Source organism: Oribacterium sp. oral taxon 078 str. F0263 (genome assembly GCF_000469565.1).
In the GTDB taxonomy this organism is placed as follows: Bacteria; Bacillota; Clostridia; order Lachnospirales; family Lachnospiraceae; genus Oribacterium.
Genome location: NZ_KI273088.1, coordinates 14,123 through 26,855, shown reverse-complemented (window position 1 = coordinate 26,855; position 12,733 = coordinate 14,123). Strand labels below are relative to the sequence as shown.

General features: G+C 56.0%; 9 protein-coding genes. 8 read left to right on the top strand and 1 reads right to left on the bottom strand.

Going from position 1 to position 12,733, the window contains the following annotated elements; all coding sequences use genetic code 11:
• The first annotated feature begins 107 nt into the window (after positions 1–107).
• The 5 genes from HMPREF1986_RS02390 (at position 108) to HMPREF1986_RS02370 (ending at position 7,242) form a co-directional block, all read left to right on the top strand.
• A complete protein-coding gene (locus HMPREF1986_RS02390) occupies positions 108–1,298 on the top strand; it encodes a double-cubane-cluster-containing anaerobic reductase (protein ID WP_036598913.1) in 1,191 nt (396 codons plus the stop codon).
• Positions 1,295–2,443 (top strand): double-cubane-cluster-containing anaerobic reductase, encoded by a 1,149-nt coding sequence (locus HMPREF1986_RS02385; RefSeq protein ID WP_021773146.1) that lies wholly within the window; start codon positions 1,295–1,297, stop codon positions 2,441–2,443. The genes HMPREF1986_RS02390 and HMPREF1986_RS02385 overlap by 4 nt, the downstream gene beginning before the upstream one ends.
• 283 nt (positions 2,444–2,726) lie before the next feature.
• Positions 2,727–4,190, top strand: coding sequence for a sugar transferase (locus tag HMPREF1986_RS02380; RefSeq protein WP_036598932.1), 1,464 nt, complete (start codon positions 2,727–2,729; stop codon positions 4,188–4,190).
• Positions 4,191–4,234: 44 nt separating this feature from the next.
• Positions 4,235–5,743 (top strand): hypothetical protein, encoded by a 1,509-nt coding sequence (locus HMPREF1986_RS02375; protein ID WP_021773143.1) that lies wholly within the window; start codon positions 4,235–4,237, stop codon positions 5,741–5,743.
• 41 nt (positions 5,744–5,784) lie between these two features.
• Entirely contained in the window at positions 5,785–7,242 is a 1,458-nt protein-coding gene (locus HMPREF1986_RS02370) for a flippase (protein ID WP_081688419.1), read from the top strand.
• Between the two features lie 362 nt (positions 7,243–7,604).
• Here the strand turns inward: HMPREF1986_RS02370 and HMPREF1986_RS02365 are convergent, their stop codons facing one another.
• Positions 7,605–8,174, bottom strand: a complete 570-nt coding sequence (locus tag HMPREF1986_RS02365) for a hypothetical protein (RefSeq protein ID WP_036598929.1) — start codon at positions 8,172–8,174, stop codon at positions 7,605–7,607.
• Between the two features lie 397 nt (positions 8,175–8,571).
• Here HMPREF1986_RS02365 and rpsO point away from each other — a divergent pair, with 397 nt between their 5' ends.
• From rpsO to gltX, 3 genes are all read left to right on the top strand, one after another.
• Positions 8,572–8,838, top strand: a complete 267-nt coding sequence (gene rpsO, locus HMPREF1986_RS02360) for a 30S ribosomal protein S15 (protein ID WP_009214296.1) — start codon at positions 8,572–8,574, stop codon at positions 8,836–8,838.
• A 158-nt stretch (positions 8,839–8,996) separates the two neighbouring features.
• A complete protein-coding gene (locus HMPREF1986_RS02355; RefSeq protein ID WP_036598912.1) occupies positions 8,997–11,102 on the top strand; it encodes a polyribonucleotide nucleotidyltransferase in 2,106 nt (701 codons plus the stop codon).
• A gap of 149 nt (positions 11,103–11,251) precedes the next feature.
• Positions 11,252–12,700 (top strand): glutamate--tRNA ligase, encoded by a 1,449-nt coding sequence (gene gltX, locus HMPREF1986_RS02350; protein WP_036598911.1) that lies wholly within the window; start codon positions 11,252–11,254, stop codon positions 12,698–12,700.
• The last annotated feature ends 33 nt before the right edge of the window (positions 12,701–12,733 follow it).

Sequence of the window (12,733 nt, the reverse complement as noted above, 5' to 3'; positions counted from 1 at the left end):
TTATGGGGACCTTCGCAATAAACGTCGGGATTCATCAGAAATCACAATTTGACGAAAGCGCGCTCTGCCTTAGACTGAAAGAAAAAGCCGAAGGGAGGGGCGTTGGAATGGGCGTGGAGCTGCCGAAAAATTTTTTGGAATTTGAGGATGTCAGGAAGGAAGGCTTCCTCCGGATGAAGAAGCTCAAGGAGGAGGGAAGGAGCGTGGTGGGGACCTTCTGCCAGTATACGCCCTCCGAGCTCATCGATGCCGCGGGGCTCTGTGAGGTGGGGCTTTGCGGGAGAAGCGCGGAGGCGATCCCCTCCGCGGAGAGGGATCTCCCGGGAAATCTCTGCCCTCTTATCAAGGCAAGCTACGGTCATGTCCTGGATAAAACCTGTCCCTACGCCTTTTTCTCGGATCTTGTGATGGGAGAGACGACCTGCGACGGAAAGAAAAAGATGTATGAAATGCTCGGCCGCCTGAAGCCGATGCATGTCATTCACCTCCCCAATGTCCCGGATACGGAGAGATCCCTTCTCTACTGGAGGATGGAAATAGAGGCCTTTAAGGAGAAGCTGGAGGAGAGCTTTGATCTTAAAATCTCGGAGGAGGCAATCCGCAGGGCGATTCGGAGGGGCAACCGGGAGAGGCGGCTTATGGCCAGGCTCTATGAGCTTGGAAGATATGATCCGCCCGCCATCACGGGGCTGGAGATGCGGAGCATCATGGACGGGAGTCAGTTTATCTTCGATAAGGAAGAGCGCTTTCGGAAAACGGAGGCGAAGATCGAAGAATGCGAGGCGGAGTACAGGGCGGGGAGGGGACCCTACAGCGGGAAGCGCCGTCCGCTCCGCATCCTGATCTCGGGCGCCGGTCTCGGGGGGACGGAGGACAAGATCATCGGGGCGATCGAGAGGGCGGGTGCCGCTGTCGTCTGCTATGAGGGCTGCTGCGGCATATCCTCCCGGAGGCGGCTGATCGATGAGTCCCCGGATAAGGACCCGATTCTCGCCATCGCGGAGAAATATCTCGAGGTCCCCTGCGCTGTCATGTCTCCGAATGAGCGCCGCATGGAGCAGGTGCGCTCCACCATCGACGAGTGGAGGATAGACGGCGTGATCAGTGTCAATCTCCATTCCTGCAATCCCTTCGGGATCGAGGCCAGGAATATCGGGAAGAGCTGTGAGGAAAAGGGCGTCCCTCATATGAAGCTTGAGACGGACTTTTATCCGAATGACAGGGAACAGCTGAAGACCAGGATCGAGGCCTTTTTGGAGCTTCTGGAGAGCAGAAAAAGGGGAGGAAAGAGGAAATGACCGACGAAGAATACCGGGAGCTCCTCTCGAGATTTCGAAATATCAGGGCAGAGGAGAGAAGCTATCTGGACGCTCTTAAGAAGAGGGGGGCGAGAATCGCCGGGGTCTTTTGCAGTTTCGTGCCGCTGGAGATCCTGGATGCCGCCGGGCTCTGCTCTGTGAACCTCCGAAACGGGGAGGAGAGCAGCATTTTACTTTCCGGGGAGGACCTTCCGGGAAATCTCTGCCCCTTAATCCAGAGCGGATACGGGGAGCTTTTCTCTCCAAGGAGCTCCTGCATGAGCTTTTCCGAGCTCGTCATCGGAGAGACGAGCTGTGATGGGAAGAAAAAGATGTATGAGCTTCTCGCAGAGAAAAAGGAGCTCTATCTTATGCAGCTTCCTCAGGGAGCGGACCGCCCTTATGCGAGGAAAATGTGGATCCATGAGTGCAGGAGGCTTCTCCGCGAGCTCGAAAAAAGAATGGGAAGGACTATATGCGGGGAAGAGCTCCGGGCCGCTTCGAGAGCCAGGAATTCCTATCGTCTCGCAAGGCTTCGCCTCATGCAGCTCCTAAGAAGGATACCGGCCCCTCTCTCCGGGGAGGAGCTCTTCTTGATTTTGGAGGGAACGGAGAGACTTTTTCCTCTCCCCGGGCGCATCTCTCTCCTCTGTGAGCTCACGGCCTATCTGGAGGAGAGATCCCGCCTTCTCCCGGAAGAGAGGGAGAGGAAGAGAATCCTGCTGACGGGCTGCCCGATAGGAGGGGTTTCAGAGAAGACGCTCCGCCTGATCGAAAGCGCCGGGGCCTCCGTCGTCTGCCTGGAAAACTGCGGCGGGCTGAAGGAGGTCTGCCCCATGGTGGATATCGATCGGGAGGATATCATGGAGGCGATCGCGGACCGCTGTCTGGAGATCGGATGCGCAGTGATGGATCCGAACCGAAGGAGGCTGGACAGGATCCGGGAGCTCTCGAAGGAGTACCGGATCGACGGGATCGTGGATATCGTGCTCAGAACCTGCCATTCCTACAGCGTGGAGCGTTTCTCCGTAAAGGAGCTCTCAGAGGGTCTGAAGATTCCCTACAGCTCCGTAGAGGTCGACTATTCCCGATCGGAGATCCTGAGACTTGCGACCAGGATGGAGGCCTTTTTGGAGCTTCTCTGATTTTGAAAGTTTTGAAAGGAAGAAATCCCGCCCGCTTTCCCCGGAAGAGATGTGCGGATGCGCCGTCCCCAGGGGAAGCATTTTTTATTATAAGTCCTCGTCAGATATCAGAATGTCCGCTCATTTGAGCACGGCGTCCATTCTGCCGCCTGACAGGGACTTAAAAAATTAAATTGTCAAGCGGCATCATTCCGGATAGAATAAAGAAATGCATATCTTCTCCGGGGAAGCGGAGAGCACAGAGGGGGGAGGGGCGACTTCGGCTAGCGCGCCGCAGGGAATTATGAAGCGAAAAAAACTGGAATTAACGATCACGGTCCTGATTTACCTTTTTTCCGCAGTCCTCGCGGGGGTCTTATCCTTTTATCTGCTCCGTGAGGATAAGCTGACGCCGCAGTTTTTGCAGAAAAATATCTTTCGCAATACCCTGGGGCCGCTGTGCTTCGCGGCTTTTGCCGCGATGAGCCTTCGCCTTTATGACGGGGCCTATGCCTTTGAGAGGATCAGTCTCTGGAGGAGCCTTTGGAAGAGTCTGGGATCGACGATCGCCCTGGCCGGGATCTGGGCCGCGATCCTGCTGCTCCAAAAGAACAGTGTCACGCAGTCGAGATATTATTTTGTCTGCTCTCTTCTGTTCTTCCTCCCCATCCTGGCCTTCCTCCTCTTCTTTGTGCAGAACTGGACGATCAACCACTTCTATAAGACGCAGAGCGCTTCCTTTGTCCTCCTCGCGACGAGCTCGGAGCGGGCGGCGGAATTCTCGGATTTTCTGAAGGGGGACTGGTACCGGAAGGTGGCGGCCATCGCGCTTTTGGACCGGGAGAGAAGACCGGAGGAGGCGGAGGAGATCGATCATATTCCGGTCGTCGCGGGGCGGAGGGATTATGTCTCCTGGGTGCAGCAGAACGCGCTGGATGAGATCTATCTCATCACGGAAGACACGCAGGAGCCGGACATCATCGACGCGGTGCGGAATTTCATCCAGATGGGGATCTCCGTCCATCTGAATCTCCCGACGGTGGAGAAGCTGGACCGCGCACTCGCCCTGGAGGAGGAGAAATACAGTCCGGCCATACAGAGGACTCTGCTCTATGCCAGAAACGGCTCTCCGATGCTGCTTCTGGATCAGCCGGAGCCGAAGCTCCGCTACATGCTGATCAAGCGGCTCATCGACATTCTGAGCGGCATCGTGGGTTCCCTCATCGCGCTCCTCCTCTTTTTCATTCTCGGCGCGGCGATCAAGCTGGAGTCGCCGGGGCCGGTGCTCTTCTCGCAGGAGAGGATCGGAAAGAACGGGCGGAAGTTCAGGATGTATAAGTTTCGCTCCATGTATCAGGATGCGGAGAAGCGGAAGGCCGAGCTCATGGAGAAGAATGAGATGGACGGCTTTATGTTCAAGATGAAGGACGATCCGAGGATCACGAAGGTCGGAAGGTTTATCCGAAAGACCTCTCTCGATGAGTTTCCGCAGTTTTTCAATGTCCTGCGGGGCGACATGTCATTGATCGGAACGCGTCCCCCCACGGTCAATGAGTTCAAGAAGTACAGCAATTACCATAAGAGGCGCCTCGCCATGAAGCCCGGGATCACCGGGATGTGGCAGGCCAGCGGGAGATCCGAGATCAAGGACTTCGAGGATGTCGTCCGCCTGGACTGTAAATATATCGATAACTGGAGCCTGTGGCTGGATCTTAAGATTTTGGCCAAGACCATTCTCGTCGTAGTGAGCGGGAAGGGCTCGGAATAGGATCTTAAAAATAGAAATCATAAACGGAAGAGAAAGGGTTTGAGATGGGTAATCAATACGAGAGAGAGGACGCGGAGATCGATTTTAAGCAGGTTCTCGCGGAGATCCTCGCGAGCTTTCGAAAGCTTCTTCTGACCGGGCTTTTGTTTGCGCTGCTCCTTGGGCTGATCAGTCTGGGGCTTGGTTTCCTGAAGACGAGGGACAAGGAGCTCACCGCGGAGTTAAATCAGCAGAACGTGGAGCGCCTGAACGCCTACAAGGTGGAGAAGAGCTCCTATCAAAAGCAGATCCGCCAGCTCCAGAACATGATTACGCAGAAGGAGAAGTACCGGAAGGAATCCCTTCTGATGAAGCTGGACGCCTCGAGCTTCTATGAGGGGGACATCAGCTTCTATATCACGACGAATTACAAGATCGATCCGAATCTCAGCATGCAGGATCCGGACCGTACACAGAGTGTGCTTGCGGCCTATGTGAATCTGCTGGGGCATGAGGATCTCTACCAGGAGATCTATGAGAAGAGCGGAAGGGATGTCCGCCCGAATTATCTGAAGGAGCTGGTCAGTGTGGGAGTGGACCCGAGCTCCGGACTTCTCAACATCATGATTGCCGGGGATACGCCGGAGCTTGTCAATACGATCGGGGAGACGATCATCAACTACCTCGAGAAGAATAAGGAGGAGGTGGCAAGTCAGATCTGCCCCCATGATCTCACGCTTCTTCAGAATCCGGGCTTCCCGGTGACGGAGGGGAGCAATAATGAGCATCTTGCGGCGAACAACGCCTCTCCCGGAGCGAATGGCTCTTCTTCGAATTCCTCTTCCGCGTCGGATGGCTCCTCCGCGGAGGGATCCTCCGTCACAAGCTTTGACGTGGCGGGGAAGCAGAAGTCCTACTTTGAGCAGGTGAATGGACTTCAGACCTCGCTCAGCGATGTCCAGAAGGCGCTGCTCAAGCTGCAAAGACCGAAGGATTCCGGCCTCACACCGCGTCACCTCGCAAAGAATGCGGTGAAGTTCGGCATACTCGGCATGATTCTCGGGATCTTCCTCGCCGCTGCGGCGATCCTCTGCCGCTTTGTCGCGGAGGATCCCCTGGTGGATGAGGATGGGAGCGCAAAGCGCTTTGGACTCAATGTGCTCGGCGGCAGGAAGCGCTTTGGCGGCAGGGAGCTCTTCTCCAAGCTGATGTCGCAGCTCTCCGGGGACAATGGCAGGAGCAGGGGAGAGGAGGCCTTTTACCGGATCTCCGCTGAAAACGCGAGGGCGATCCTCCATGTGAAGGGGGAGAGCTCCGGGAAGCTTCTCTTTGTCGGACATGAGGATGAGCTTCTTCGGGAGGCGGAGAGACGCTTTAAGGAGCTCTTCCCGGAGGAGGGCTGTCTTGCCGCCGGAAATATCCTGAGCGATCCGGATGCGATCTCCGCGCTTTCGGAGGGGGAGCGGGTCATCCTCCTCGAGAGAAGAGGAGCTGTGAGCAATCGAGGCCTGCAAAGGGAGGCGGAGAAGCTCCGTGCGCTCGGAAAGGAAATCGTAGGCCTGATGCTCTATTAAGCAGGGACCGGGGGAAAGCAAAAGCAGCGGAAGGTGGGAGAGTGGCCGAGAGAACGCATTCCATACGCTATAATTTCCTGATGAATTTCATTCTGACTGCCGCGCAGTTTGTCTTTCCCCTCATCAGCTTTCCCTACGTCTCCCGGGTGCTTCTCTCCGAGGGGACGGGAAGAGTCGCCTTCGTCAGCGCGGTGGCGAATTATTTTCTGATGATCGCTTCCCTCGGTATCCCGACCTATGGGATCCGGGCCTGCGCCCAGGTGAGAGACGACAGGCTTTCCCTCTCCAGGACGGCGCAGGAGCTTTTTTTTATCAATGCGCTCATGACCTGCCTGAGCCTTTTGGCCTTCTTTCTCTCCCTCTGCCTGATCCCCCGTTTTCGGGAGGAGAGCGGGCTTTTTTTCGTATATTCCTTCAGTATTCTTCTGAATCTCTTTGGGATGAACTGGCTCTTTCAGGCCCTGGAAAAGTACGATTACATCACCCTCCGGAGTCTGATTCTCGGTCTTCTCTCCATCGTTTTAATCTTTCTTTTTGTTAGGAGAAGAGGGGATGTCCTTCGCTATGCGGTGATCCTCGTCTTCTCCTCCTCGGCGGCAAATGTACTGAACCTGTTTCTGCTCCCCCGATATATATCGCTCCGTCCGCTCGGAGATTATCAGCTTCAAAGACATTTCCGTCCGATCCTGATTCTCTTCTCACAGAGCCTGGTTGTCTCCCTCTATACCAACATGGATACGGTGATGCTCGGCTTTCTCCGGGATTCCCGGGAGCTTGGGCTCTACAATGCCTCTGTCAGACTGAAGGGGGTTCTCCTTTCCCTTGTCACCTCGCTCGGAAACGTCCTTCTTCCCCGCATGTCCTATTACGCAAAGAGGGAGAGGAGGGAGGAATTTCTCATGCTCGCCGGAAAGGCGGTGAATTTCACGCTCTTTCTCTCTCTCCCCCTGGCGCTTTACTTTACCGCTTATGCGGAGGAGAGCATCCGCTTTCTGGCGGGGCCGGATTTTTCCGCGGCAGCTCCGGCAATGCGCTGCATGGCGGGAGCAGTCACTGCGATCGGATTGACCGCTGTCCTCGGGGTACAGGTTCTGACCGCGGAGGGGCGGGAGAGCAGAGTTCTGATCTCCGTGATTGCCGGGGCAGCCGCGGATTTCCTTTTGAATCTCCTTCTGATCCCCGGGCTCGGGGCTTTCGGAGCGGCGCTTGCGACTTTGGTGACGGAGTACCTTGTGCTTATGGTCCAGCTCATCTTCACAAGGAGCTATCTTCCCTACCTCTTTCGGAATTTCCGCGGGCAGCGCTTCCTTCTTTCCGCTCTTCTCTCCCTCCTCCCGGCTCTTTTAGTAAAAGGCCTCCCTCTTTCGCTTTTTTTCCGCCTCGCCCTTTCCGCCTTCCTTTACTTTGGAAGCTATGCCATCCTCCAGCTTCTCCCCCGGGAGGAATTTGTGCTGCTCGCCCTTTCCGCTCTGAAGAAGATTTCCCATAGAAAACGCTGAGAGAGGCGGCAGTCGGAGCGAGAGCGTCCTGTGCCGGACAGGGAAGCAGCAGGACTGCGTCCTGCATATTCATTGAATTACCGGAAAGATCAGTCCCCGCGCTGCTTCGCTTCTTCGAAGCTTCCACAGCGCTGACAGGTATTCGCATTCCACGCTGCAAAAAGCAGCAGCGCTTCATGCTCATACCTGTTGTCCCGTCAAATAGCCGAATGCTCCTGCAAGCAAGCTTGCCTCGCATTTGGCTGCTTGACGGGGACTTATGCAGTAAAAAATCCGGCGGAGCCGCCGGATTTTCATCAGTTCTTTTATCAGTGCTTTTCCTCAGTTCTTTTATCGGTGCTGAGGATGGAGAGAGGCAGAGATCACTCTACCATGGAGTCCGGAAGGACATTCTTCTGTCCCGGAGTGCCCGATCCCTTATCGGAGCTCTTGCCGTCTCCGGAATCCTCGCTGTCCTTGTCCTCTGTATTGGTGACGCTTTCCTTTTCCATTTCCTTCGTCTTTTTGTCCATTTCGGAACGGAAGTCAGATGCGTTCGTCTCTCCCTTTTTCGGAGCGAGGCCGGTGGAGTCCGTCTTATTGACGGCCTTATAATCCGAGCGGACACCGTTTTTCTTTACGGCGACCTTCTTCGTCTGTACCTTTCCATCCACAACCCATGCGCCGTCCTCGTTGACCTGATAGCCGTCCGGGGTCGTGGTGCTGGTGAGGAGCCAGCCGCTCTGATCGAAGTAGTAGCACTCCGCCACGCCGTCTCCGTTTCCGTCCAGCCAGTTCCAGCCGTCCTTCGCGTAGCTGGACTGGTCATAGCTGTACCACCAGCGGTTCTGGTTTCCGCCCTCTCCGTGCTGCCAGCCCGCAAGGGCGGTGAAGGCCGAAAAAGCGCTGAGGACTGCGATCGCCATTGTCATGGAGAATTTTCTCTTAATCATAATAGAAATTCCTTTCCCTTCTTTTATAGAAGTCCCTTCCTTTTTCCGGACAGATTTCCGGAGGAAGTCCATCGGTATCGGAGTTTTCTGTTTTAATCCGGTCTTGATTCCGGTCTCTGCCTCCCGCTCTTTAACGGAGACGCTGGCTATTGTAAAGGCTTTTTGGCCGCGGAGCAAGTAAATTTCCCTTAAACTGCGAGACAAATCTCTTACGAAAGAGGCGGAAGGAGGTGAGGTGCACAGACAAAAGACAGGGATATGCGCTCCGTGTTTCCCGGCTTGACAAGGCACCCCGGATTCGATATGATACCTGAGAAATACGCGTCGGCGTGATGGTCCGGACTCCTTCCGGCTGTTCCGCTGCACGGGAGAAGATGAAAAATACAGGAGAAAAACAATGATTACAAAGGAAAAGAAGGCGGAGCTTGTTGAAAAGTACGGAAGGAAGCCCGGGGATACGGGATCTCCCGAGGTACAGGTTGCGATTCTCACGGAGCGGATCACGGAGCTCACAGAGCATTTGAAGGGGAATCCGAAGGACCACCATTCCAGAAGAGGACTTCTTATGATGGTCGGTCACAGAAGAGGACTTCTGGATTATCTGAAGAAGACAGATCTCGACAGCTACAGAAGCCTCATCGAAAAGCTCGGTATCAGAAAGTAAACATGAGAGGAGGTAGAGGCGCTTTCCGGAAAGCGTCTCTATTTTTTCTCTTTGGAAAGTAAGAGCAGGAGGTTTCCGAGATCACTGAAGAGGCGGCGGGCATTCCGCAGTCTGTTCAGTGGCTTTGGAGCTTCTGCTCGGCCAATCAGGAGGAAGGTATGTATAAAAGCTATTCAATGGAGCTTGCGGGCAGAACCCTGACCGTGGATATCGGAAGGGTCTGTGCGCAGGCGAACGGAGCTGCGCTCATGCATTACGGCGAGACGACGGTGCTCTCAAGCTGCACGGCGTCCGAGAAGCCGAGAGACGGGGTCGACTTTTTCCCGCTCTCCGTGGAATATGAGGAGAAGATGTATGCGGTCGGGAAATTTCCCGGCGGCTTTAAGAAGAGGGAAGCCCGTCCGGCCGACAGTGCCATTCTGACGGACCGCGTCATTGACCGCCCGATGCGCCCTCTTTTTCCGAAGGATTACCGGAACGACGTTCTTTTGGACAATCTGGTGCTCTCCGTGGATCAGGACTGCTCTCCGGAGCTTCTTGCGATGCTCGGCTCTTCCCTCGCGGCCTGTATCTCGGATGTGCCCTTTGACGGCCCCTGCGCATCCACTCAGGTCGGGATGATCAACGGCGAGTTTATCATGAACCCGGGAAATGCTGAGAAGACGGCATCGGATCTCCTCCTCACGGTGGCCTCCACCAGGGACAAGGTCATCATGATCGAGGCCGGGGCAAACGAGATCTCCGATGAGAAGATGATTGAAGCGATCTATCTCGCGCATGGCCTGAACCAGCAGATCATCGGATTTTTTGACAGCATCATTGCGGAGTGCGGAAAGAAGAAGCACGAGTATGTCTCCTGCTCCATCCCGGAGACGCTCTTTGAGAGGATACGGGAGATCGTGCCGGAGAAGGAGATGGAGAAGGCGGTCTTCGCCGACGACAAGAAGGAGAGGGATGAGAATCTTTCTGTCTTGTCCGAGAAGCTGGAGGAGGCCTTCTCGGAGGATGAGGAGGCGCTTTCCCTCCTCCCGGAGGCGATCTATCAGTACGAGAAGAAGACGGTCCGCAGGATGATCCTAAAGGATCACAAGAGGCCGGACGGAAGGAGAATCGATGAGATCCGGCCGCTGGAGGCCGAGGTCGATCTGATCCCGAGGGTCCACGGCTCCGCGATGTTTAAGCGCGGACAGACGCAGATCCTGAATATTACGACTCTGGCCCCCCTCTCCGAGGTGCAGAAGGTCGAGGGGCTGAACGAGTATGAGACGGAGAAGCGCTATCTCCACCAGTACAACTTCCCCGGCTATTCTGTGGGAGAGGCGAGGGCGAGCCGGGGACCGGGACGCCGGGAGATCGGACACGGCGCGCTCGCGGAGAGGGCGCTCCTCCCGGTGCTTCCCTCTGTGGAGGACTTCCCCTACGCGATCCGCTCTGTCTCCGAGACTATGGAGTCGAACGGCTCCACCTCCATGGCGTCCACCTGCGCCTCCTGCATGTCTCTCATGGCGGCCGGCGTTCCCATCCGGAAGATGGTGGCCGGAATCTCCTGCGGCCTTGTGACGGGGGAGAGTGACGAGGACTATCTGGTGCTCACGGATATCCAGGGCCTGGAGGATTTCTTCGGGGATATGGACTTTAAGGTGACGGGTACCCGAGAGGGCATCACGGCGATCCAGATGGATATCAAGATCCACGGTCTGACACGGAATATCGTCGAGGAGGCGATCCGGAGAGCGCACGAGGCGAGACTCTTCATCATGGACGGTGTCATGAAGTCCGCCATCGCGGAGCCCAGGAAGGAGCTCTCCCCCTATGCGCCGAAGATCATCACGCTCCAGATCAATCCGGAGAAGATCGGCGATGTCATCGGAAAGCAGGGCAAGGTCATCAACGGGATCTCAGAGGAGACCGGCGCGAAGATCGATATCGATGACAGCGGCATGATCTCCATCTCCGGCATCGATCTCGCATCGCTCGAGAAGGCGAAGTCCATCATCGAGTCCATCGTGAACGATGTGGAGCCGGGACAGATCCTAGATGGGACTGTGGTCCGGATCATGAACTTCGGCGCCTTCGTGCAGCTCAGCCCGAATAAGGACGGCATGGTGCATATCTCGAAGCTTGCGGACGGCAGGGTGAACCGGGTTGAGGACGTCGTGCAGATCGGAGATAAGGTCAGAGTGAAGGTGCTGGAGATCGACAAGATGGGCCGCATCAACCTGACCATGCGCCCCATGGATCTTTCGGGCTCCGGAAGAGACTAGGGAAGCGGAAGCGGGGACGGGGCCGGACTTCGAGAGGAGCCGGCCTCCTTTTCATCCCCATCCCGCAGCGCAGAGAGTGGCCTGCGCTTTTAATCGCTTTTTGCCCGGGAGAGGCCGCCGGGACTTTCATCATCGGGAGGAGGGAATTTATGAGGATCAGAACCAGGTATGCGCCGTCGCCCACCGGCAGGATGCATGTCGGAAATCTGAGGACAGCGCTCTATGCCTATTTGATCGCAAAGCACGAGGGAGGAGATTTCCTTCTTCGGATCGAGGACACCGATCAGGGAAGGGAGGTCGAGGGCGCCGTGGAGATCATCCGGCGCACCCTGATCGATACCGGGCTTTTCTGGGACGAGGGTCCGGACAAGCCGGGGGACTGCGGCCCCTATGTCCAGTCGGAGAGGGTGAAGGCCGGGATCTACCGAAAGTACGCGGAGGAGCTTTTGGAAAAGGGGGAGGCCTATTACTGCTTCTGCACGAAGGAGCGCCTGGAGGGGCTGAAAACCGTCGTGAACGGGGAGGAGATCCTGCATTATGACAAGCACTGCCTCTCCTTAAGCCCGGAGGAGGTTCGGGAAAAGCTCGCCTCCGGCATCCCCTATGTCATAAGGCAGAATAATCCCCGAAGCGGGAAGACGGTCTTTCACGATGAGCTCTACGGCGATGTAGAGGTTGAGAATTCCGAGCTGGATGACATGGTCTTGATTAAGTCAGACGGCTTCCCCACCTATAATTTCGCGAATGTGGTGGACGATCATCTGATGCGGATCAGCCATGTGGTCCGGGGCAACGAGTACCTCTCCTCCAGCCCGAAGTACAATCGTCTCTACGAGGCTTTCGGCTGGGAAGTCCCGAAATATGTGCACTGCCCCTTGATCACCGATGAGGAGCACAGGAAGCTTTCCAAGCGCTCCGGTCATTCCTCCTTTGAGGATCTGATCGAGCAGGGCTTCGTGGAGGAGGCGGTCCTGAATTTTGTCGCCCTTCTCGGCTGGAGCCCGGTCGGGGAGCAGGAGATCATGAGTCTCCCGGAGCTCGTAAAAAGCTTTGACTATAAAAGGATATCGAAGTCCCCGGCGGTCTTCGATATGGGGAAGCTCCGCTGGATGAACTCGGAATATATCAAGGCGATGGACTTTGAGCGCTATTATAAGAGAGCGCTTCCCTTCCTCAGAGAGACGATCCGGCGGGAGCTGGACCTTCGGAGAATCGCGGAGATGGTGAAGAGCCGGATCGAGATATTCCCGGATATCCCGCAGCAGGTGGATTTCTTTGAGGCGCTTCCGGAATATTCGGCGGAGCTCTATGAGAATCGGAAGACGAAGAATGATGCCGAAAATTCTCTTAAGCTCCTCCGGGAGGTCCTTCCGCTCCTCGAAAAGCAGGAGGACTTCTCGAACGAGGCGCTCTTTTCCCTCCTCTCCGCCTACGGAAAGGAGAGAGGGTATAAGACGGGCTTTATCATGTGGCCGATTCGGATCGCACTCTCCGGGCGGAAAATGACTCCGGCCGGCGCTACGGAGATCCTCTCTGTCCTCGGAAAGGAGGAGTCGCTTTCCCGCCTGCGGGACGGCATCAAGCGACTTTCTTCCTGAGAGAGAAGAAGAGGGAGAAGAGCAGAGCGGGAG

Excerpts from the sequence above, each read along its gene's own strand:
- HMPREF1986_RS02375 (WP_021773143.1), top strand. The coding sequence starts at position 4,235 with ATGGGTAATCAATACGAGAGAGAGGACGCGGAGATCGATTTTAAGCAG.
- gltX (WP_036598911.1), top strand. The coding sequence starts at position 11,252 with ATGAGGATCAGAACCAGGTATGCGCCGTCGCCCACCGGCAGGATGCAT.
- HMPREF1986_RS02385 (WP_021773146.1), top strand. The coding sequence starts at position 1,295 with ATGACCGACGAAGAATACCGGGAGCTCCTCTCGAGATTTCGAAATATC.
- HMPREF1986_RS02380 (WP_036598932.1), top strand. The coding sequence starts at position 2,727 with ATGAAGCGAAAAAAACTGGAATTAACGATCACGGTCCTGATTTACCTT.
- HMPREF1986_RS02365 (WP_036598929.1), bottom strand. The coding sequence starts at position 8,174 with ATGATTAAGAGAAAATTCTCCATGACAATGGCGATCGCAGTCCTCAGC.
- HMPREF1986_RS02390 (WP_036598913.1), top strand. The coding sequence starts at position 108 with ATGGGCGTGGAGCTGCCGAAAAATTTTTTGGAATTTGAGGATGTCAGG.
- rpsO (WP_009214296.1), top strand. The coding sequence starts at position 8,572 with ATGATTACAAAGGAAAAGAAGGCGGAGCTTGTTGAAAAGTACGGAAGG.
- HMPREF1986_RS02355 (WP_036598912.1), top strand. The coding sequence starts at position 8,997 with ATGTATAAAAGCTATTCAATGGAGCTTGCGGGCAGAACCCTGACCGTG.